The organism is Shimazuella soli, assembly GCF_022511585.1.
Taxonomy (GTDB): Bacteria; Bacillota; Bacilli; order Thermoactinomycetales; family Thermoactinomycetaceae; genus Shimazuella; species Shimazuella soli.
This window is the reverse complement of the sequence record NZ_JAKWBN010000001.1, coordinates 197,654-218,153: the sequence shown is the minus strand read 5'-3', so window position 1 is coordinate 218,153 and position 20,500 is coordinate 197,654. Positions and strand designations below refer to the sequence as shown.

Sequence of the window (20,500 nt, the reverse complement as noted above, 5' to 3'; positions counted from 1 at the left end):
CTTTCGGTTCAAAGACAAAAACTGCTTGATTTTGCTGAATTTCTTTCATTTAATGTTGTTACTGGACTTTAATCTTATACTTTAAATAATGGAGAATCCGATGGATATCATCTATACACCTAAACAAGTTGCTGAACAATTAAATGTCAGTACGACAACCTTACGAAGGTATGAAGAGCTGGACTTAGTCCCTGATGTGCCAAGAACAGCCAGCAACCGAAGATACTATACACCAACACATCTGCAAGCCTTTGTCAGCCTTCGAGCACTGCTGAAAGGATATGATATTCCTATTGCCTATGAAGTGATGAAAAAGATAAAACAAGGGCAGATCGAAAACGGTCTATGGTTAATCAATCAACAATTACACGATATACACATGGAAAAACAGCGAGTAGAATCCATCTTGAACATGATCCAACAAACCGATTTCGCTAAATACAAAAATTATAAAATAACCGATGCGATGACTATCGGGGAAGTCGCAAAAATATGCGGTGTCAATCCTTCCGCCATCCGGCATTGGGAAAAAGAAGGATTGATTCGATCGGAACGAAATACTCAAAATGGATATCGGATATTTACATCCCGTGAATTAAGAAAAATTATAGTGATCAGCAGTTTAAGAAAAACGGTTTATTTCATCGAAAGCATGAAACAGCTGCTTGATGATCTGGATACAAGAAACTTGGAGAGCGTCAAAACATCCTTTCAACGTGCGATCCAAAAACTGAATGATCAATTGACCAAACAGTATGAAGCAATTGCTGCTATGATGAAATACATACAAATGAAATAAGTCTTTGAAAAAAACATTTATCGTAAATTGCTCAATTTTTTTATAAATGAAATTGACAAAACAATCGAATAGTGTAAAATTACACTTGAAGGGTATAGGGTGATCTTGTGGATAAAGAGAAAATTATACAAGTATTATCAGAACAATTTAAATTAGTAAGAACTGAATTTGACTACCACCAAGAAGAAATGGCTGCGATACTAGGAATTTCTAAAAAAACATTGGTACAAATAGAAAAAGGCCGTCAAAAGGCAACATGGATACAGATTGTTTCCTTATGTGCTCTATTCCAAAACAGCACCATTTTGCAAAATGTATTAGGCGGTAACCCGCTGGAAGTTCTTCAAACAATTGCTCACACTCACTTTGAGCGACAAAGACCAAAAACATTAGGCGGGAAAGTCTGGTGGATGGAAAAAGAAAAGCAGAATGGATTTGTTTTACAGAAAAATGTGATAACCAATCATTACCGCATTTTGGATCACGAAAACCGCCGATGGGACAGCTCTTTTGATAAGGAATTCATCTATGAGCGATTTAAAGAAAGAATCAGTCCAAAGAAAGAATAGGGGGATTTTTATGTTATTCCGTAAATTGATAAGTACATCATTCCTTTATATCCTTTACATTGTTATTACCTCTGTCATTAGCATTAGCACCTACCAAGGGGAGTATGATAATGAAAATCATCTAGGATTGGAAATATGGTGTATCATTGCCCTCCCGATTATCCTCATTTGGTCACTATTATCTGTAGGAATTGATCGTTTAGTCAAAGAAAAGTATCAAAATACAGTATCATTTTTTATACATTTTGCCTTAGGAATCATTCTCGCAATCAGTTTAAATTATGCTTTTGTCCTTTCCATCACGCTATTTAATACTCGTACTGTACTAGTTTTAGTTGGGGTTACTCTCTCCTGGATAATAGATCGATTTATTCCTTCCTTTTTAGTATCAAAAGAGGCAAAAGATTTTTATATTCATAAACTTTGGATCTCTGCAGCTGTCTCCATAGCTACTGTAATTTACTACTTTTTCCAATATCCTTACTTTGAATTTAATTTTATGAACGGTATAAGCGAACTGCCTATGACTTTACCCTTGCTCCTTACTCTCATTGCTCCTCTTTCATGGATAATAGACTTCCAAATAAAAAAAATAAGAGCATCACATTGGATCTCGCTTATCTTTCATCTCTTATTAGGGTTGGTATATGCCTTTTTAGACTACTTTGTCTCCCATTCTATGGAATTGTTCATACTGATCATGGGACAAGTATTATTGTTTTGGATCTTCACTCGCATCATTCCTGCAAAGATGCTGAACATCTCAAGTGTAAGAGGGAAAGAACTCAATAATTAAGCATGATTCTTCCCCGTTTTACAGTCCCTTAAAAATTAGTTACCAAATTTTTAAAAAAAGCAGGCGACTATTACTGTTGAATTACAGAAAACGATCGCTATTTTTTTATATGATGTACAATCCCAAATACGTATCCATCTGATCCCAATCGAAAAAACGACAAGATTTCAGTCCACTCCTCTTATACTTCCTTATCTGTCCCAGCAGCATCGGCGGGCACACAAATAAAAGTAGATACGATGGCCAAAGTACAAGTAACTGTATCCCAAGGATCAGGAGCGAATAATGATTTGTTCCAATACGTCATTCGGTATGAACTGAGAAAAAACAATGCTTTATTACCTGCACCAAATGAAACACAACTGCAATTAATGGAAAGAAAAGGAAGAGTAAGAAACAATCCTAATATTGAAACATTTGTTCCAAATCTAACTTTTACAGATACAGCTACAGGCTCTCCCATCACCTATACCCTGCATGTATGTGTTGTTCCAGTATAGGGACCGTAAGTTTTACTATTAACGATACCAATGTTGGATATAGAGCAATCAATGCTATTATGTTTGATTGACTTTAAGAGATTTTTGAACAAATCCGCTGACAAAAATATCCACATACATTTAAGCTGCACAAAATACCTTCTTCACTGATTGGGAAAAAGGTGAGTTGCTCATTGCGATCTTTTTAAAGAAAGAAAGTTCTAGTTTAACTTGGTTTTCTGCTGTTTGTAAAAGAGGTAGATTAGGAACAGAAACAAAATAACAATGAATGCAAAAGATATGGGTATTTGGAAGCGATCCATGGAAAATTTTGACCCATAAGTAGATGCGAAGAAAATAAGGGGAGGGTGAAAAAGTGGGCCCCGTACCGAGAAGTCTGCTGTATTAGCCAGAAATCCCTGCACGGGGTTGCCACACGCGGGAGAGCTCACCATCCCTTTGCAGGGATAGGCTCAGTACGTGAGGAAGGGTTCGTAAACAGACCCGAACCTCCAGTACCCGACCACGTAGAACATGGTCTTGGACACTCGGTGGAAGAGGAGGAACATTGCGGGAACATTCCCCTCCCCCCTGAAGTCCATCAGACTGTACGCCACGGCGGTCGATCGGACCCCCATGTCAGCGAGATCCGCGTAGTAGTGGATCCCCTCTTCTTCGTACTTCTCCTCCAGATTCGTAGTGATGATCGGCGCAGGGAATCCTGCGATCCCCATCCGTCCGTTCGAGGTCACCTGCACGGAGACCACAGTCTTCGACTGGTCTCGCCGCGGAAAGTTCCAACGATCGACGGGCGTGCTCAGCTCGTCAACGCTGTAGAACTTCCCACCAGGGAAGAACCCAGCGACATTCTTCTGGATGGGGTTCTGCACGGCGTTCCTTGCGTTCCGGAAGATCGTCCGCATTTCGGTTTCTGAGAACTTGTTCACGACCGCTCCTTCATTCAATCCCACGTGTGTGAGTATCTTCATTAAATCACACCAATCTTCAGGGAATCAAGATTTTCTGAACACAAAGAAAGCCACAATCAGCAATTTAACCCTTCTGGTTATTTCTTTTAAAAGTTACCAAAAGGGTTATCTTTTCGTCCCAAAGAAAGCAATAGTATCTCCAACATTCCCCTTTTCTCCACCGACTTGAACTACTGTTCTAAAAAGGATTATTCACATATGGTCCCTTTATTGCAATACGCATTAATAATCCTGCCATATATTTGGGCGCATAAGGCATGTCCTTTTCCAACCACCAAACAATAACCTCCAGAAATGCTGCGGCAAAATACCTCACAGCGATTTCCCGCGGTACAGTAAGCAGCTGATCATCCGGCTGTACATGATTTATTCCTTTTAAAATAAAATCTACGAGAACATCCTTTATCCGGGAAGTAAAATGGGGCATGTTTTTTTCAGTCAAAAAAACTTTATATAAGTTACTATTTTGCGAGACTTGTTCGAAGAGCCGGATAAAGACGATATGGGGTTTATCGCTTAAAAAATCAAATTCCTTGTCTTCCTCAAAAGATAAATCAATACACTCGGTTAGGTCTTTTACGATTTCTTTTGAACTCTGATACAGAAGATCAAGTTTGTCACGATAATGCAGGTAGAAAGTGGCGCGATTTAAAGTGGCACGACTTGTAATATCTTGAACGGTAATCTTCTCATATCCCTGCTCGTGAATTAATTCAACAAGTGCGTCTCTTAACATTTGACGTGTTCTTACAACTCTTGGATCTAATTTTCTCGACATTTTTCATCTCCTTGTATTACTTTCTTCTCTTTCACAACACAACTTCACGAGCTGTCGATTAAACAACTGACCAGTAAACCATGTTGATTGCTCTTTCATAGAGGACTGTTATAATCGATATTATCAACACGATGTTGATAAAACAACTATTTGTTAATGTATTTTCGATATCGCGATATTTTGGGTATGACTGCATCGCTGCATATAAATATGATTCATCCTAAAAATTTCATAGATAGATAGCACTAGTTGATACTGGAAAAACGAATCCTTATTTGTATCAACAAGACAATACGCTAATACGGGAGGAATAAATCATGGAACTAGCAAACAAAGTTGCTGTTATCACCGGAGCAGGAAGTGGAATTGGACGAGCCAGTAGCATTAAATTAGCATCGATCGGCGCAAAAGTCGTTTTAGTTGATTTCAATCAAAAAACAGGAGAAGAAACGTTAAAACTTGTGAAGGAACAAGGTGGAGAAGGGATCTTCATTCAAGCAGATGTGTCGAAGAGTGAAGATGTGCAAAACTATGTGAATAAGGCTGTTAAAACATATGGACGCATCGATGTATTTTTCAACAATGCAGGCATTATCCAGAAGTTTGCTCCTTTCACATCGATCGAAGAAGCAGAATTTGACCGCATCATGTCTGTCAATGTGAAAGGGATATTCCTTGGATTGAAATATGTATTAAAAGTGATGGACAAGCAAGGGTATGGCTCTATTATAAACACTGCTTCTACAGCAGGAATCCGCGCAGAACATAGCGTTGCAGTATACTCAGCAAGCAAACATGCCGTGGTAGGCCTAACAAAGGGGGCTGCATTAGAATATGCCAAAAAAGGAATTCGCATTAATGCACTCTGTCCAGGAGGGGTGCAAACGGCATTAACAGCTAGTGTTACGAAGCAATTTGAAAAAGGCGGCTATATCCCTGAAGAAATACCAAATATGAGATTGGGTCGCTATGCTGCGCCTGAAGAACTTGCAGAAATGGTTGCTTATTTAGCTTCAGAAAAAGCGAGTTATATGACTGGTTCCACTGTTGTGGTCGATGGAGGCTTAACTCTCTAAATCTTTTTTCTCAAAGTTCAAAGATAAATAATTTCATCAGGAAAGGATGTTTCTATATGAGTCGTCTAAGTGGAAAAGTGGCGATTATTACTGGAGCTGCAATGGGCTGTCCAAGACCTGATCTTCATCCAGTCGGCAAATGACGGTGTCTTCAACTCACACAGCCTCCAAACCCAGCAAAGCAAGTTCGGGAATGATGTCTCCATGGTCACAATCAATGGAACCCATGGCTTTCCTGAGCGAGAGGCATGGTTCAAGCTCAGGGAATTGATCAAAGGAATGATCACCAACTGAGATCAAGGCGGCTGTCCATTGGGGCAGTCGCCGAGCGAGAATAATGGTATGTAAATAGACATATGCGACAAGGGGACGGTTCTCCTGTCGCATTACAACAAAAAGAGGACAGCATCAACATGTCCTCTTTTTGTTATTCTTCTTCTTTTTTGGTTAATGCCACTTCATCCATCGTTTTATCTTTCGTTAATCCTTCATATCCTTCGTCAAACAAATCTTCCATGATGTAAAATTTAAATTCTCCATTTGTTCTTTTGTTTACACGAATGTTTATACCAAATAAAACGGCTACTCAGAAAAGTGATGATCAAGAAATCCTTGAGGTGTGGAAGACCATCTGTTTTTAACGCAACGGATTCCCATTTTAGCTAATATTGAAAATATAATCACATTATGATTAGATAAAAGTATGTCTGTTTTGATCTGATAGAAATATGTGCTCCTCGCCTGATCGAACATAATGTTCTCGGCTGAGTGGAGCTGCATGTTTACTCGATCACGTTATCGTGAAAACAGCTGCCTTTGGCAGGAACCAGCGATAGCAGCGCAGGTAGAGGGCTTTCGCCATCCCTGCACAGTTTTACCTTAGCTTTTCGTCTGCCTGGGGCAGACACTGTGGACGGTAGCCAATGCTTAGCATCTGGCCGTGTGCGACGTGACTGATCTCCCTTAATAAAAGGGGGAAATTAGGTATGGAAAAACAAACGAAAGTTGTTGTTAACCAACAGTCACGTCAAGAAGTAGAGGGAATAACACACCTGGTAAAAACGATCGAGGCGAAAGACGCCAAAATCGACTCACTGCTCGCTGATAGGAATGAATGGGAAAATCGGGCACTGAAAGCCGAGGATCATCTTCATTCGACCTTACAGGAACTCGCTGCTACAAAAGCCGAGATCCAAAAGGAGCAAGCAGAAAAAAACGAGTGGGAAAACCGGGCCATCAAAGCCGAGGAAGCTCTTAAAAAAGCGAACTCCGGTAAATGGTGGATATTCGTGTTACATTGGGTTGGAACAATGATCCTGACAACCATTGTCGGGAAAGCAATCGAAAATGGTTCTACCCAGACAATAAATAAGATCTCACCGCTGTTTCCAGTCGATAAGATCTTATCCATCCCCTATGAATACGCGGCTTTGCTTTGGTCGGCTACCCGTGTATTCTTAGGATTATAAGTTAGATAGACGGGGGATCGGTCACGTCGCACGCGACCTGATCACCGTCCACATAATTTTATTAGAAGCAGAGATTTCTGTCAAGAATTCTCTTGGAATATATTGGTTTAGTATATGGGACAACCTTTCTGTAAAGGGACGATCTCTTGTCGCATGATAAGCAAACAGGACAGCTCTTTAACTTTTAGGTAATTCACACCGTAAGATAGATTTTTTACACTCCAAAAATTGATATGCTCCCAAAAAAGGAGACAGATGAAATAATAAAAATCTGTTTCTTTTTATGTGGGCTTTTCTTATGGTTGAAATCATTTTGCTCATAATGAGATAAGAGAACCATCCCTATGTCGTACATGTAAAAGCCATTTTTATATGAAAGTGATTTTTCAAAAGTGGACAACTTATGTCATAAGACATTCAATTCACTTTTCACAAACTTGTTTAAATTGTATAATAATCACAGAATGATAACCAAACAGTGGAGTAGATAAAATGAATTATTTGATCTCAACCTTATCGAACAAAAACCCCGAAAAGTTATACAATGAAGACCTAATAGGGATGTATGATAATGTTTTTTGGGTTTTAGATGGCGCATCTATGCCAAAATCAAGCACTTCACAAATAAATACAAAGATGTATGTACAATTATTCAACCAAATCCTTATGGAAACATTACAAAACGCTTCTCCCAATACCCCCTTAAAGCAAATTGTCCGAACATCAATTGAGAATATTTCTCAATTGATAATAGAATCCCATCCATCCATCCATCCATCCATCCATCCATCCATCCAAGAATAGCAGGTAGTACGCTTGCTATGATTCGATTATCCGAACAAAAATTAGAATATTTTGTTCTGGGTGACAGTTCTTTATGTATTTACACCAACTCTACGTTAGACCATATCTGTGATCGGCGTTTACAACAAATCGGATCTCCTATTCGCTCCTCCATTAGTTCGCTATTAAAAGAAGGACATGGCTATATGTCCCCTGAAATAAAGCAACAAAAACAAACATTACTCGCATTACAAAATCAATTGCGAAATCATAAAGATGGTTACTTTATCGTCTCCCTTGATCCAGATGCAGCAGAACATGCGCTGATTGGAGAAAAACCGCTTCCCTCCCAAAAAAACTGGACAATCGCTTTAATGACAGATGGACTAAGTCGTTTAGTGGACACATTTGAAGTAATTTCTTCGTGGGAAAATCTGCTTCGTTATTTAGCCGAAACTCCTGCGATACAGGTAATAGAACGCATCAGAGCGATTGAATATGCTGATCCAAATGGGCAAAAGTACCCGCGGTTTCACAAACATGACGATGCATCCATGCTCATGATCCAAAATACATAAAGGAGTTTCACATGCCAATTTTAGATAACATTGAATTAGTAATTTCTTTAACGATTAATATAGCTATTATTGGAGGTTGGTTGATTCGTACGATTTCTAAAATGGGGAGAAAGAAAAGTGTGGAAAAATTTTTTGGATCTCAAAAAGTAAACATTTTCTTCCCTTCTCGTAATCTTGGCAGAGAACTGCCTGTTATCGCCTCTGAAGATTTTTTAGCAGCAAATACTTTAGCTGAGTTTGTTCGAGAACACGGAGCAATACCTAGCCTATCCTATCTACCTAATGATACTGATATGAATTTTACTATTGGAGATATTGTAATATGTGGACCAAAGACGTCCCCAGCAATAAAAAAACTTCTTGAAATAGACCCCTATTATCAATTTCGTGAAGATGGGAGTGGGCAATGGAAATTTGTTGATCTATCAAGTCAGAATGAATTAATATCTCCGATGGATAAAGAGCAGCCAGAACAAAAAGATATAGCATACTTAGGCAGACTTCGTTTTCATAGAGAAAGAGAAGATACTTTTATACTAATAGCCGGTATTCATGCGATGGGAAGTTATGGTACTGCTCATTTTCTTAGTCAAATACGAAATATTCGACTTTTTAACCGTGAAACGGATGGTCGATGTTTTTCTACGATTATATTGACTAATTATCAGACCAACCCATTGCAAATTGTTTCTAATCATATCTTTATGCCGGTTAAAAAACACTAAACATCTCTAAAAGTTTCTCTAGATTTAAAAGACACCATTCCGTGAAGAAGTGGTGTCTTTTAAATCCATTTTATTATCTTACAGTTTCATCATCATCACCCATAAAATTTTTGTAATGATTAATGTATGTCATAAAAATCCTCCTCTTGCTTCCATCCCAATTTCCTTTGCAGAAAGTAAAACTCCTCTGCCCATTGAGAAAATTCACTTCTATTATCGATTTTATCAAAACACCCAGTCAATTCATACACAGCAGTACACTTCTGTTTTAGATATCGATGCTTGTCACAAAGTGCAATTGCTTCTTTAAAATAGGAAATCGCCTTTTCGTAGAGTTCTTGTTTTTTCATACATATCCCCGAAACAATTAAGATCTTTGCCAATCGAACATCATCTTGAATCTCCCTACCAATTAAAAGAGCCTGTTCCATACACTCCTGTGCTTTAGTCCATTTATTTTGAGTAGTGTACAAACTCGTTAAATAGGTATAGGAATCTGCATTTCGTCGTGGAGATTTTCGTTCTGCATCTAAAACTAAAACAAGATCAAAATGTTCTAATGCTAGTTCATAGTTTTGCTTTTTTAAATAGATACTTCCTAGAATGTTTAAAAAGTCGAGCAATAGACTCTTTTGTGATAAATTTCGTTGCGTAATTTCAATGCTATCCTTACAACATTGTTCTGCTTCATCCAGTTTATTACTTTTCTTCAATAGAATGCAGTGAGATTTATACAGATGTAGTTTTACGCGCATGCTTTGGATATGATGAATGGAAGACCAGATTTGTTTTATTCGTTCATATGCTTCTTTAATACGTCCGGATTGGTTCAAGTAAAAAATATAATTACAGATTAAAGCGTACTTGATTTCATGTTGTTCTTCCTCTTGAAACTGTTTTAATCCTTTTTCTACATAATAAATCGCTTTATGCAATTCATTTTGCTGATAGCAACATGCGCTTAAATCGTTATAACATTTTGCTACCAGATGTTGCTTGACTGATAGTATCTGTTTATTACATAGATCCAATGTCCTGTTCCAAAGTTTTTGGGCTCTTTCTATATCTTGACGCATAAAGGAATATAATGCCTGTAAGTAATGAGAATAGGGAAATAAAGCATGGTACTCCTTAACTCGATACCTACTGAGAAGCTCCTTTGCTTGGGGCAAATCCTGATCTAACATACTCTCCACACATTCCAACTTCCGCCGTAATGTCTCTATCTCTAACAATTCCCTCCGTTTTAACTCCTCCACTCCCTCCCGATCGTATCCAAGCTTTTCAAACAAATAATAGACCTTACTCTCCGAAGGATTTCCCTCCATATTTTCAATATTCGAGATCGTACCAACGGAAATATTTTCATCCTTTAAATTCTCCAACGTCAGCCCTTGATCCAATCTGATTTTTCTAGCCATGTATGCAAGAAGAGGTAAATCGTTTTGAAAGTTCATTCGTTTCCCACGTCCTGATCTTATTTCATAAATTTATCCAATATTATGATAGGTTTGTAGCCGAATAGCAAATATTCATTTTTCATTAGATAGATGAAAAATATTGAAAAGGATTTTAGATATAAGGTTTTTTGAATCGTTTTTTGTTTCCATGCCCACCAATATTCAATCCTAGTGATTAAATTGGTTGAAAAATTGGTTATTGATGGAAATTTATGCATTTGGATATAATTTAGTCAAGCAAATCAGAGAGGGTAAGCAGGAAACTTTCTCGCAAATAGGAGATCTCTCTATCTCGTTTACTGTATATTTAGTCTCTTTTGTTCATTATTATGAAAACCATAAAAAGGCAGGTATCCAAACAAATGACTGATGAACGCCCACTTCATACAACAAATTGACTCTTGATTGGCTCATCGAAAATAGAACTATTCCGCTGGAAGTAACAAACTCCCTGCAAGAGATAGCAGATAAATACCAGTACTCCGCTGATCAGATGCATCACCATAAGTTACAAGTGGTTGATGAGCTGTATCAAGCCGGAAAAGGATATATTGCAAAGTTTTTGTTTCCGGGTGGAAGACATGACAACGAACAATGGCTGCATGCACTGATTCGTATGGAAATTAGGCGATTGGATCAAATCTGTAATTCTATCGAAAAAGGATGAAGAAAAATGGCTTTACAATTACAAATAGAAGGTTGTCAGGAAAAGGTGAAAGCGTTTGATGAATCTTTAAGATCGATGCCAGAGTGGCGATTTTATAATCGATTTCTGACGTCCATCGGGGAAAATGAACTTCGGATGGATTATTTGTTGGATGAAAAACCTTATAAAAAACCTTCACTCGCTGCCAGAAAAGTAAGTAAGCTGCTTATCACGGGGGAAAACGGAGAACAAATCGAAATCGTGTTACTCGATGCTCAGGTAGTGGATATGGGTAATGCAACTTATATACATGGTAAGAGCTATGATATTTTTGCTGTGGGAAATTGAAACCTGCAATAAATAACACAGCAGCTTAATTACATTGCTATTTAAGGACCCTCCTTCTTAGGAGGGCTTTATCTGCCAAATCTCAACTATTACGAATGATTAGATCTAATTTCTCTGCAAATTCCTGAGGGTATACTACCAATCCCACATGATTACCAGGAAACTCCGTTATCCGCAATTCGAGCTGTTCTGCTAATGCTTCTGTATATCGATATGGGAAATAACCTTTGGATTCCTCCCCAGCAGCAGCGATGATTTTCATGGAGGAGTGAGTCAATGCAGATTTCAGTTTGGAAATATCTAACACAAAATCTTTCAAGGCAGGGACTTCATGCGAGATAAAATAATGAATATCTTTTAATTTTTGTTCTGTGATATTTATAGGTCGTTCAGGCTTATGGACAGCTTTTATACCCATTTTATCCGCAAACTCTGCCATCGCTGAAATGCCATCTGTTTGAAAATCTTTGTTTAAATCATATAAGGTTTTTGCTGCTTGTATCCGTTCCGATCCAGATAGCAGTGTTGGTAATGGTGGCTCAAATGCAATAAGAACTTTCATTTGATCGGCATGGTGAGCAGCTAAATCTAAGGCGATCGCCGCTCCAGAGCTGCATCCCAATACGTATGCAGGTTCGTCTGTTAGATAAGCCAATAAAAGACTTGCGTCTTCGCTATGTGTTCTGATTTGGTAAACTTCATTTTCATCAGCAAGCTTACTTCGGCGATGTCCTCTGCGATCATAAGTGACAACTGTATATCGGTCGGAAAGATCATCTGCAATCGGAAAAGAATCTGCATCTCCATTTCCGCCATGGATAAGAAGGAGCAGCGGTCCTGATCCTCGTTTCTCATAGTAGAGTGTAGATCCTGGAACCGCCAATATGCCTTTTTCTATTTTCTTCATTTTTCTACCCCAGTCATTTTTATCTTCTTTTTAAGAGTACCTTTTGAGGAAGTGATAAAAAATGCAGAGAACAATTAGGAATTAAATTTGACATACAAAAGAAATGTTCACAGAACTGTTTTTTCTGTTCCTTTTTCCTTTCATGCATTTTATACTAAATAAAAATAATATTATATATGGAGGATTTTTTTGTGAAACAAGGAAAAGTTGGAATTTTTATTACGATCTTAGTGAATATCTTTTTACCGTATCTCATTTACACGCTATTAGAACCGCATATGTCAAGTGTGTCTGCACTAATCATTGCAGCTTGTGTTCCATTGCTAGACTCCGTATATAGCCTGATAACAATTAAAAAGGTAGATGCGTTTTCAGGCTTTATTTTTTTGGGATTGGTACTCGGAATCATTGCAGCTGTAATCGGTGGTGATGAACGATTTATCTTGTTACGTGAGTCTTATATTACTGCCATCTTAGGAGGTGTCTTTTTAGTTTCGTTGATTTCTTCCAAGCCGATTATTTACCATTTTGCAATGCGTTTTAGTCCAAACAAAGATATGATTGCAAAACGTTGGGAAGAAAACGAAGGTTTTCGAAAATCATTTCGATTGATGTCCTTTGTTTGGGGATCTGGGATGATTTTGATAACGATCATACAAGTTATTCTTGTTTACACGATATCCATTCCAGCTTTTCTGATTGCCTCACAAATCGTGCAATATGGTATTATGGGAATTATGATCTTTTGGAATGTTCGATACGTAAATCAGATGAAGAAACAAAGCAAAATGATACATGGAATGTGAAGCCTAAAAGTTGGATAATGCTGAAAATAATTAGGAAATGAATTTGACATACAAAAGAAGCACTGATTTGTAAAAATCGGTGCTTCTTTTATTCAACGGGAATAAACGATTTTTTTAATGCTCTCTATGGATAAAAAATGCTCATCTGATAACTGAGCGATTGTTTTTCCTTTTTGAAACAATTGCTTGATCAGTTGATTTCGTTCAGCAATTAATTTTCGGGAACCTGTACATGTTCCCCATTTCTTATAGGATGACTTTGTTTTCGGAATATACAATGTCTCTCCCTGTACATACTTTTGAATCTCTGTCAGCAGTCTCTCCGGTAGAACAGCAGTAGCGTTTCTGCTTGCCATATACGCCAGCTCCTTATTTTTATGATCAGAATAAGGGGCAAAGCTATTATCGAAGAGGTTTACTTTGGCGATTTAGAGAATCTCCCCCTCATGCAAAGTATCGCCCTCTCGATAACAATCTTTGCATGAGACGCTGCGGAATCTAGCTGTAGGTGATAAAACCTTACTATCACTAGAACCACCTCCTCTAACCAGATTTTATTAAGATAATTAAATGACAGAATTGAAATTTTGGTAAAAAAATCGAAAAAAGAAATACAGGTTCATTATATCAAAATGTCTGAAAAGGAACGGATCAAAAGTGGTGGTATCCAATAAGAAAATCGTTCCAATTAACGGAATTATTCTTTTTTTAGAAATGTAAATTCTTTGGCAAACATAGTATAATCAGAATTAGTCCGTGAGGGATAGTTACCCTCATCGTCTAGTAGATGGGAGCAACTCATGTTGTTGCTCAGAACATTCGGTTGGTCAATCGTAGCCACTGCGTTCGGTCTGACCACAGCCTCCTTTTACGGAGGCTGGGCTGCTTTCGGGATCGTGGCGATTCTCGCGATTCTGGAGATCTCCGTGTCGTTCGACAACGCGGTGATCAACGCCGGAATCCTGAAGAAGATGAATGCCTTCTGGCAGAAGATCTTCCTCTCGGTCGGCGTGCTGATCGCGGTGTTCGGCATGCGGCTGGTCTTCCCGGTCGTAATCGTGTCGATCAGCGCCGATATGAACCCGATCGATGCGGTTCATCTGGCGCTGACCAACAAGGAACTGTACAAGCAGTACGTGACAGACGCCCACCCGGCGATCGGCGCGTTCGGCGAGATGTTCCTCTTGATGATCTTCCTCGACTTCATCTTCGAAGATCGCGACATCAAGTGGCTCAACTGGCTGGAGAAGCCTCTGGCCAAGCTCGGCAAGGTAGACATGCTGTCGGTCTGCATCGCTCTGATCGTACTCTTGATCACCTCCTTCACCTTCGCGACCCACGCCCACCAGCACAACGGGTACGCTAACAAGTCGCATGCGGTCCTGATCGCCGGCATCGCCGGTCTGATCATCTACATGATCGTCGCCGGTCTGTCCGGCTACTTCGAGGACAAGCTGGAGGCTGAGGAGGAGCGGGAGCACGAGGAGGAGGAAGAGGCCGCCCGTACCGGCAAGAAGAAGTCCGTGATCCAGCTCGCCGGCCAGGCTGCGCTCTACATGTTCCTCTATCTGGAGGTTATCGACGCGTCCTTCTCCTTTGACGGCGTGATCGGTGCCTTCGCCATCACCAACGATATCGTGCTGATGGTGCTCGGGCTCGGCATCGGTGCCATGTTCGTCAGGTCGCTGACGGTGTACCTGGTTCGTGAGGGCACGCTCGACGACTACGTCTACCTCGAACACGGCGCTCACTACGCAATCGGGGCGCTGGCCGTCATCCTGATGGTCACCATCCAGTACGAGATCAACGAGGTCATCACCGGCCTCGTCGGCGTCGTGCTGATCGCCTGGTCCTTCTGGTCGTCCGTCCGGCGCAACCGCGCACTGGCGGCGGCCGGAGACAAGGCTGAGACCAACCAGTAGTACAACAACCGAATATCTCCATCTTGCCCCCCGCATTCCAGCTTGGTCTGTGGGGGGCAATGCTTTATCATTTTACTGTAAATTCAGAAATCTACTTTCATAATGAGTTTCCTACTGTTAAGTTGCATTGGTGTGCAATTATTCCACTGTTGAAAAAAGATAGAATCCATGCATGGGATTCTATCCTTTCTACTTCATCTTATCGTTGTCGTCATTCTGTCCTCTTGCCAATAAAGTGTTGAGTTGTTCAAGCAAACTGCCTCCAGCCGTCAGGGAGATATTGCCGATTTTTTCACATATTTTCTCTAAAAATTCCAGTTCCTTTAATCTGTAAAGCGTTTGATTCTCTTCCATTAGTTTTGCTGTATTGAGCAAACTTCTCGTTGAAGCAGTCTCTTCTCTTCTTGTGATTACATTCGCTTGTGCACGTTTCTCTGCGATGAGTACAGTATTTAAAATTTCTTTTATATCTCCAGGCAGAATTACATCTTTTACGCCGGCATAAATGAATGCTACACCAAAATCACTATTCTTTTCTTTTAGTTTTTGCAATACATAGTTACCAACTTCTTGCTTCTTGTGCAGCAAGTCATCTAGTTTCATTGCCCCTATCAATTCTCTTAAAATCAGCTGAAGTACAATATAAACCTGTTCCTCAAATGATTTAATCTGTACTACCCTTAGCGGGTCTGTCACCTTATAATGACAGACAAAGTTGAGTCTCATGGAAATTTTATCTTCGGTCATGATCTCTTGCCCTGTCATGTCGATTTGTTGCTGCCGTAAATCCATATTCTGCACAGTCACTTGAACTGGGCTTTTCCAGAAGATATAACTGCCTGGATCTAGGACTTTTTGCACCACATTATCATAGTAAAGAATACCTTGTTCATAGCTTCTCACATCATGATAAGTGGCATACGGGGCTACTTTTGGATGATTATAAACAGAAACATCGATCTTCGGATCAATCTCAGGATTTCGTCTATCTACGATGATAAATTCATGTTTTTTTAGTACATTCCAAAAGGCGTATTTTCCGGATATTAGTACATTTGCAAGTTTTCCATCTTCAAAATGAATCGCTATCTCGTAATCTTGAATATCTAGAACCGTAAGCTCTTTTCGTAACTCTGTATCTTCCAAAAAAATATTTATATTTTTATCTGCTGGATCAAAAGGCTGATTGACGTCAGCTTTTACAACACTGTATTTTACAAATGGATTCAGATAATACTTCCCCGGCTGTAAACACTTTTCATAGTTTCCATCCTTAAAAAGAAGCCCTCTCTCGTCATTTTGAATCATTACCTTGAACATACAACCACCCCAAAAATTAGAACCCTTTCTAGGAATCCTTCCAAAATATTAGCGGAGTGTAACTTAAGGCCAAGCGTCTATCTACTGTTACATGCGGATCATTCCTACCGTTTATAGGTAACCCTACAAAATCTAAAAATGATGCTCGCATGCAAGAGTAAACAAATCTTACCCGGTATCCGTCCACTGCAAAGCTTCTATCTTGGTGCAACTGCTAGCAATCAACAGTTGCCAAGGATTCTCAAGAAAAGGTTACATAAAGAGTTTCACTGAATATCATGGTTCCCAAAACCATTGGGGATTCGAACCCCTTTACCAAAGCCGAATGCTCTTCCACTGAGCTAATCACCTTATTGGTGATAGAGGAATCGAACCTCTGACAGTCCGGTTGACCAATGCTCTGCTTTTCAGGCATACCTTTTATCAGAGAAAAAAGGCACCGCTAGACCTTTCCGAGATCTCAAGCATATGAAAAGAGAACCTTTCCAGTATACATGAAAAAATAGCTGATGAATAGAAACTATTTTGAAATTAACAAAGAAATCAAAACCAAAATGAAATAGAAGATAACGAAATCAACTATGTCAAGTGATCCTACTACTTTTTATCAAAAAGAAGATATATTCGGATTTGCAAATTAAGCAAGTATCTGTATTTGCATTTAAAATGGAATACATCTAGAAAAAACAAGGCGATCACTTCCCGCTAATTTGTGGGAAACGACCGCCTTTTCATTCCTGCCTACAAGGCTATAACCTTTTACTTCAAATTCTCCGGATTGAGTGCTTTCAAATCATCCACTACAAACAATCCATCTTTACGAATCAACTCTCCATCAAAGTAAATTTCTCCGCCGCCGTATTCTTTACGCTGAATACAGACCAAATCCCAGTGGATCGCAGAGCGGTTAGTGTTGTCTGCTTCTTCGTATGCTTGACCTGGTGTAAAGTGGAAGCTTCCATTGATCTTCTCATCAAACAAGATATCGCGCATCGGGTGGTTGATATTCGGGTTAACTCCTAGGCTAAACTCCCCAATGTATCTGGCACCTTCATCGGTATCAAAGATTTGATTGATCTTCTCCGTATTATTGGCAGTGGCATGGATGATTTTGCCATCTTTAAATTCAAGTTTAACATTGTCAAATAAGAAACCATTGTAGATGGTTGGTGCATTGTATTGGACTGTTCCATTGACGGAGTTTTTCACTGGAGCGGTGAAGACTTCTCCATCTGGAATATTGTGTTCTCCAGCGCAACTGATGACAGGAATCCCTTTGATGGAAAACTGCAAGTCTGTTCCCGGTCCTTTTATATGTACATGATCGGCTTTTTCCATTCTCGCTACTAATGGGCGCATGGCCTTTTCCATTTTGACATAATCCACATTGCAGACGTCAAAGAAATACTTCGTAAAGCCTTCTGTACTCATGTTGGCCAGTTGCGCCATGGAACCAGAAGGATAACGGAGTACTACCCATTTTGTGTTTTTCACCCGTTCTTCGGTATGGACAGCATGGGAGTATGTACGGCTGTATAGGCTCATCAAATCATCTGGAACATCGCTGTATTCACTGATGTTTTCGCTTCCACGAATTCCGATATAGCAATCCATCTTTTGCATTTGTTCCAATCCAATTTGAGTCCAGAAATCCAAGTGGTCTGAATTTGTACCCAGTAATAGACTGCGGTGTACAAGTTGATCCGTTAGTTGTACAAAGGGAAGCCCTTTGGCTTTATATACTTCTTGCACCAATGCAATGGCTAGTTCTTTATCTTGGCCGAATAAATCGATCATTACCTTTTCTCCTGGTTGTACTTTACAGGAGTGATTGACCAAAATATGAGCTAAGGTAGACACACGCTCATTTACCATAATTAAGAAACCCCTTTTCGAAATTAAGATTCACAGGTAGAATAGGTAAGGTAATACAATACCATCCATTTTATCAGAAAAAGCGTTTTTGCGGGGTAAAGAAAATAAAAAATTAGGGGGATACATAAATGTTTCACGTTCAGCAACCGACTGGCACCAAAGAAGAACAATATACATCTATGATCAGGCAGTTAAAATCCCTTTTGGAAGACGAGCGGGATTGGCTTGCGAATATGTCCAACACTGCAAGCTTCTTAGCTAATACGCTCCATGAGATAAATTGGGTGGGGTTTTATCTGATGAAACAAAATGAGTTGGTATTGGGACCATTTATGGGGAAACCTGCTTGCGTACGCATCAATGTTGGAAAAGGAGTTTGTGGAACAGCGGTCGCTGAGAAACAAACACAGGTCGTAGCAGATGTCCACCAGTTTCCCGGACATATCGCTTGCGATGCAGATTCCCGTTCCGAAATCGTGATCCCGCTTGTCGTTGAAAACAATGTAATCGGTGTACTAGATATTGATAGCCCTGTTTTAAATCGATTTGAATCTGTTGATAAAGCATACCTCGAACAGCTTGCTGCCGTTTTGCTGGAAGCAACCGATTGGAAAACGCTTTTATAAGTCTAGATCTAGAGAGTAGAACTTTACGAAAAAAATTAGCTTAGCTTATCAAATTTTAATAGGTTTGGTGTCAGGAATCATCGTAGGTGCTGTCTTCTTTGGAAACCCAAAGGTAGCTACTTACTTGCAGCCAATTGGTGATATTTTTCTTCATCTTATCAAAATGATCGTTATCCCTATTGTTGTCTCTACACTAGTTCTAGGGGTAGCCGGAACGGGAAGCTTTAAAAAATCCGGGGAAATTAGGCGGAAAAACGCTTCTTTACTTTGAAATTATTACAACGGTAGCTATTTTAATTGAATTATTGGTTGCAAACGTTTTCCAACCAGGTCATGGTGTTCAGATGCAACACTTACAAAAAAGCGATATAGGATCATATGTATCAACAGCCAAAACCCAAGAGAGCCATAGTTTTGTAGATACACTCGTCAACATCGTACCTACGAATATCATAGAATCACTTGTAAACGGCGACATGCTCGCTATCATTTTCTTTTTTTTCTATTATGTTAGGACTTGGAATCGCTGGTGTACCTGGAGTATCATTCGTCGTCTTGCTGGCTACACTCGGTTCCGTTGAAATCCCTATGGAAGGACTAGCCTTTATCGCAGGTATTGACCGGATTTTAGATATGGCACGTACGGCAGTAAATGTAGTTGGAAATTCCCTTGCTACTGTTGTTATTTCCAAATGGGAAAAGCAGTATGACTCAGAAAAAGGGGAAAAATACCTTCAATCTCTGAAAAACGCAGTGTAAAAAATTACAATTATTATTTTTGTAAATAGTTATCTATAATAAAGGCATAAGTAATGGGCTCGATTAGGTAGGATACGTGAAGCCTGACGCTGATGTTGCAAAGGAATACGATGGCCCCCGATGTGAGTGCCCCAAAAACGGGTGTACTTGCCAGAACGCGGTCCTTGAACGTGGAATGACATGTTCGGACTGTGAGGAAGGCTCCCACTTTCGCTTCGGAAAGCGATCGTACTAGTCGAGACTAGGACTTGGGTGGTTCGATCAAATTGACCGGATCACCCGCCTGCTATCATCCCTTCATAATAGAAAAGCATGGCAGACGCCATGCTTTTTATCGTTCTACTAATATATTATGCTCTGACGCACGATAAGCCAAATACATGCGATAAGCTCTTCTCATTTCTTCTTTCATCCACTCTGGAAAAGGTTCATCTGCTAATTTTTTCATCTCTACCCAGCGATACTCGTCATGCTCTGGGCTCAATTCGATTTCTCCGATCGGATTACAACAAGCAAACTTCATGATAACCAAATGCTTTTCATCCATGATCTCATCATAAATATATGCTGGAGAAATTACTTTTATGGAAAGTCCGGTCTCTTCTTTCACTTCTCTTGCAAGCGCATCCATAATTTGTTCTCCTGGTTCTAAGCCGCCTCCAGGAAAATCCCAACCGTGCGAATGCCGATCTTTTCGTTCTTTTTTAGAACGCGTAAGGATCAGCACCTTATCTTGATTGAAAATAATCGCCTTTGGTGCAATCTTAACTGGCTTCTTCACTTTTTCACC

23 protein-coding genes and 1 pseudogene are annotated in these 20,500 nt (G+C 39.6%); 15 read left to right on the top strand and 9 right to left on the bottom strand.

Annotated elements, in window-relative coordinates; all coding sequences use genetic code 11:
• Positions 1–100 precede the first annotated feature (100 nt).
• From MK805_RS01195 to MK805_RS01180, 4 genes are all read left to right on the top strand, one after another.
• Positions 101–799 carry a MerR family DNA-binding transcriptional regulator gene (locus MK805_RS01195; protein WP_240873360.1) on the top strand — a complete coding sequence of 233 codons (699 nt, stop codon included), beginning with the start codon at positions 101–103 and terminating at the stop codon, positions 797–799.
• A 107-nt stretch (positions 800–906) separates the two neighbouring features.
• Positions 907–1,368, top strand: a complete 462-nt coding sequence (locus tag MK805_RS01190; protein ID WP_240873359.1) for a helix-turn-helix transcriptional regulator — start codon at positions 907–909, stop codon at positions 1,366–1,368.
• Positions 1,369–1,378: 10 nt separating this feature from the next.
• Positions 1,379–2,164: a hypothetical protein gene (locus MK805_RS01185; RefSeq protein ID WP_240873358.1), complete on the top strand. Its 786-nt coding sequence runs from the start codon at positions 1,379–1,381 to the stop codon at positions 2,162–2,164.
• A 239-nt stretch (positions 2,165–2,403) separates the two neighbouring features.
• Complete coding sequence (locus MK805_RS01180; RefSeq protein WP_240873357.1) at positions 2,404–2,664, top strand: hypothetical protein; 261 nt, start codon at positions 2,404–2,406, stop codon at positions 2,662–2,664.
• 452 nt (positions 2,665–3,116) lie between these two features.
• On the opposite strand, the gene MK805_RS01175 is transcribed toward MK805_RS01180, so the two are convergent.
• Both MK805_RS01175 and MK805_RS01170 read right to left on the bottom strand, forming a co-directional pair.
• Positions 3,117–3,632, bottom strand: coding sequence for a hypothetical protein (locus MK805_RS01175; protein ID WP_240873356.1), 516 nt, complete (start codon positions 3,630–3,632; stop codon positions 3,117–3,119).
• Between the two features lie 178 nt (positions 3,633–3,810).
• Complete coding sequence (locus MK805_RS01170; RefSeq protein ID WP_240873355.1) at positions 3,811–4,410, bottom strand: TetR/AcrR family transcriptional regulator; 600 nt, start codon at positions 4,408–4,410, stop codon at positions 3,811–3,813.
• Positions 4,411–4,727: 317 nt separating this feature from the next.
• Here MK805_RS01170 and MK805_RS01165 point away from each other — a divergent pair, with 317 nt between their 5' ends.
• Entirely contained in the window at positions 4,728–5,486 is a 759-nt protein-coding gene (locus MK805_RS01165; protein WP_240873354.1) for an SDR family NAD(P)-dependent oxidoreductase, read from the top strand.
• A gap of 156 nt (positions 5,487–5,642) precedes the next feature.
• Here MK805_RS01165 and MK805_RS01160 read toward each other — a convergent pair whose 3' ends face one another.
• The gene (locus tag MK805_RS01160; protein ID WP_240873353.1) at positions 5,643–5,873 is read right to left on the bottom strand and encodes a hypothetical protein; all 231 of its coding nucleotides are present in this window, start codon (positions 5,871–5,873) and stop codon (positions 5,643–5,645) included.
• Between the two features lie 599 nt (positions 5,874–6,472).
• On the opposite strand from MK805_RS01160, the gene MK805_RS01155 reads away from it, so the two are divergent.
• The 4 genes from MK805_RS01155 to MK805_RS01140 all read left to right on the top strand — a co-directional run bounded on the left by MK805_RS01155 (position 6,473) and on the right by MK805_RS01140 (position 9,041).
• On the top strand, positions 6,473–6,955 hold the full coding sequence (locus tag MK805_RS01155) for a hypothetical protein (RefSeq protein WP_240873352.1): 483 nt from the start codon (positions 6,473–6,475) through the stop codon (positions 6,953–6,955).
• 492 nt (positions 6,956–7,447) lie between these two features.
• Complete coding sequence (locus tag MK805_RS01150) at positions 7,448–7,759, top strand: hypothetical protein (protein WP_240873351.1); 312 nt, start codon at positions 7,448–7,450, stop codon at positions 7,757–7,759.
• A gap of 17 nt (positions 7,760–7,776) precedes the next feature.
• Positions 7,777–8,316, top strand: a complete 540-nt coding sequence (locus tag MK805_RS01145) for a hypothetical protein (RefSeq protein WP_240873350.1) — start codon at positions 7,777–7,779, stop codon at positions 8,314–8,316.
• Positions 8,317–8,327: 11 nt separating this feature from the next.
• Positions 8,328–9,041, top strand: a complete 714-nt coding sequence (locus MK805_RS01140; RefSeq protein ID WP_240873349.1) for a hypothetical protein — start codon at positions 8,328–8,330, stop codon at positions 9,039–9,041.
• A 119-nt stretch (positions 9,042–9,160) separates the two neighbouring features.
• Here MK805_RS01140 and MK805_RS01135 read toward each other — a convergent pair whose 3' ends face one another.
• A complete protein-coding gene (locus MK805_RS01135; protein ID WP_240873348.1) occupies positions 9,161–10,498 on the bottom strand; it encodes a tetratricopeptide repeat protein in 1,338 nt (445 codons plus the stop codon).
• Between the two features lie 397 nt (positions 10,499–10,895).
• Between MK805_RS01135 and MK805_RS01130 the strand changes: the two genes are divergently transcribed.
• Both MK805_RS01130 and MK805_RS01125 read left to right on the top strand, forming a co-directional pair.
• Complete coding sequence (locus tag MK805_RS01130; protein ID WP_240873347.1) at positions 10,896–11,168, top strand: hypothetical protein; 273 nt, start codon at positions 10,896–10,898, stop codon at positions 11,166–11,168.
• Positions 11,169–11,174: 6 nt separating this feature from the next.
• Positions 11,175–11,495: a hypothetical protein gene (locus MK805_RS01125; RefSeq protein ID WP_240873346.1), complete on the top strand. Its 321-nt coding sequence runs from the start codon at positions 11,175–11,177 to the stop codon at positions 11,493–11,495.
• A gap of 82 nt (positions 11,496–11,577) precedes the next feature.
• On the opposite strand, the gene MK805_RS01120 is transcribed toward MK805_RS01125, so the two are convergent.
• Positions 11,578–12,402: an alpha/beta fold hydrolase gene (locus tag MK805_RS01120; RefSeq protein WP_240873345.1), complete on the bottom strand. Its 825-nt coding sequence runs from the start codon at positions 12,400–12,402 to the stop codon at positions 11,578–11,580.
• A gap of 191 nt (positions 12,403–12,593) precedes the next feature.
• On the opposite strand from MK805_RS01120, the gene MK805_RS01115 reads away from it, so the two are divergent.
• A complete protein-coding gene (locus tag MK805_RS01115; RefSeq protein WP_240873344.1) occupies positions 12,594–13,208 on the top strand; it encodes a VC0807 family protein in 615 nt (204 codons plus the stop codon).
• A gap of 92 nt (positions 13,209–13,300) precedes the next feature.
• On the opposite strand, the gene MK805_RS01110 is transcribed toward MK805_RS01115, so the two are convergent.
• Positions 13,301–13,564, bottom strand: coding sequence for a CD3324 family protein (locus MK805_RS01110; RefSeq protein WP_240873343.1), 264 nt, complete (start codon positions 13,562–13,564; stop codon positions 13,301–13,303).
• A gap of 444 nt (positions 13,565–14,008) precedes the next feature.
• Here MK805_RS01110 and MK805_RS01105 point away from each other — a divergent pair, with 444 nt between their 5' ends.
• Positions 14,009–15,130 carry a DUF475 domain-containing protein gene (locus MK805_RS01105; protein ID WP_240873342.1) on the top strand — a complete coding sequence of 374 codons (1,122 nt, stop codon included), beginning with the start codon at positions 14,009–14,011 and terminating at the stop codon, positions 15,128–15,130.
• A gap of 189 nt (positions 15,131–15,319) precedes the next feature.
• Here MK805_RS01105 and MK805_RS01100 read toward each other — a convergent pair whose 3' ends face one another.
• On the bottom strand, positions 15,320–16,450 hold the full coding sequence (locus tag MK805_RS01100) for a slipin family protein (protein ID WP_240873341.1): 1,131 nt from the start codon (positions 16,448–16,450) through the stop codon (positions 15,320–15,322).
• A 759-nt stretch (positions 16,451–17,209) separates the two neighbouring features.
• Positions 17,210–18,325, bottom strand: coding sequence for an aminopeptidase (locus MK805_RS01095; protein WP_240873340.1), 1,116 nt, complete (start codon positions 18,323–18,325; stop codon positions 17,210–17,212).
• A 128-nt stretch (positions 18,326–18,453) separates the two neighbouring features.
• On the opposite strand from MK805_RS01095, the gene MK805_RS01090 reads away from it, so the two are divergent.
• Both MK805_RS01090 and MK805_RS01085 read left to right on the top strand, forming a co-directional pair.
• A complete protein-coding gene (locus MK805_RS01090) occupies positions 18,454–18,951 on the top strand; it encodes a GAF domain-containing protein (protein ID WP_275092317.1) in 498 nt (165 codons plus the stop codon).
• A gap of 34 nt (positions 18,952–18,985) precedes the next feature.
• Positions 18,986–19,710 (top strand): annotated as a pseudogene (locus MK805_RS01085) (cation:dicarboxylate symporter family transporter).
• Between the two features lie 331 nt (positions 19,711–20,041).
• Here MK805_RS01085 and MK805_RS01080 read toward each other — a convergent pair.
• Entirely contained in the window at positions 20,042–20,491 is a 450-nt protein-coding gene (locus tag MK805_RS01080; RefSeq protein WP_240873339.1) for an NUDIX hydrolase, read from the bottom strand.
• Positions 20,492–20,500: the final 9 nt, after the last annotated feature.

What these genes read in the sequence shown, in the direction of transcription:
- MK805_RS01095 (WP_240873340.1), bottom strand. Translation starts at nt 18,325, where the DNA reads ATGGTAAATGAGCGTGTGTCTACCTTAGCTCATATTTTGGTCAATCAC.
- MK805_RS01105 (WP_240873342.1), top strand. Translation starts at nt 14,009, where the DNA reads ATGTTGTTGCTCAGAACATTCGGTTGGTCAATCGTAGCCACTGCGTTC.
- MK805_RS01175 (WP_240873356.1), bottom strand. Translation starts at nt 3,632, where the DNA reads ATGAAGATACTCACACACGTGGGATTGAATGAAGGAGCGGTCGTGAAC.
- MK805_RS01135 (WP_240873348.1), bottom strand. Translation starts at nt 10,498, where the DNA reads ATGAACTTTCAAAACGATTTACCTCTTCTTGCATACATGGCTAGAAAA.
- MK805_RS01155 (WP_240873352.1), top strand. Translation starts at nt 6,473, where the DNA reads ATGGAAAAACAAACGAAAGTTGTTGTTAACCAACAGTCACGTCAAGAA.
- MK805_RS01090 (WP_275092317.1), top strand. Translation starts at nt 18,454, where the DNA reads ATGTTTCACGTTCAGCAACCGACTGGCACCAAAGAAGAACAATATACA.
- MK805_RS01145 (WP_240873350.1), top strand. Translation starts at nt 7,777, where the DNA reads ATGATTCGATTATCCGAACAAAAATTAGAATATTTTGTTCTGGGTGAC.
- MK805_RS01160 (WP_240873353.1), bottom strand. Translation starts at nt 5,873, where the DNA reads ATGCGACAGGAGAACCGTCCCCTTGTCGCATATGTCTATTTACATACC.
- MK805_RS01100 (WP_240873341.1), bottom strand. Translation starts at nt 16,450, where the DNA reads ATGTTCAAGGTAATGATTCAAAATGACGAGAGAGGGCTTCTTTTTAAG.
- MK805_RS01165 (WP_240873354.1), top strand. Translation starts at nt 4,728, where the DNA reads ATGGAACTAGCAAACAAAGTTGCTGTTATCACCGGAGCAGGAAGTGGA.
- MK805_RS01195 (WP_240873360.1), top strand. Translation starts at nt 101, where the DNA reads ATGGATATCATCTATACACCTAAACAAGTTGCTGAACAATTAAATGTC.
- MK805_RS01110 (WP_240873343.1), bottom strand. Translation starts at nt 13,564, where the DNA reads ATGGCAAGCAGAAACGCTACTGCTGTTCTACCGGAGAGACTGCTGACA.
- MK805_RS01125 (WP_240873346.1), top strand. Translation starts at nt 11,175, where the DNA reads ATGGCTTTACAATTACAAATAGAAGGTTGTCAGGAAAAGGTGAAAGCG.
- MK805_RS01140 (WP_240873349.1), top strand. Translation starts at nt 8,328, where the DNA reads ATGCCAATTTTAGATAACATTGAATTAGTAATTTCTTTAACGATTAAT.
- MK805_RS01120 (WP_240873345.1), bottom strand. Translation starts at nt 12,402, where the DNA reads ATGAAGAAAATAGAAAAAGGCATATTGGCGGTTCCAGGATCTACACTC.
- MK805_RS01170 (WP_240873355.1), bottom strand. Translation starts at nt 4,410, where the DNA reads ATGTCGAGAAAATTAGATCCAAGAGTTGTAAGAACACGTCAAATGTTA.
- MK805_RS01185 (WP_240873358.1), top strand. Translation starts at nt 1,379, where the DNA reads ATGTTATTCCGTAAATTGATAAGTACATCATTCCTTTATATCCTTTAC.
- MK805_RS01150 (WP_240873351.1), top strand. Translation starts at nt 7,448, where the DNA reads ATGAATTATTTGATCTCAACCTTATCGAACAAAAACCCCGAAAAGTTA.
- MK805_RS01180 (WP_240873357.1), top strand. Translation starts at nt 2,404, where the DNA reads ATGGCCAAAGTACAAGTAACTGTATCCCAAGGATCAGGAGCGAATAAT.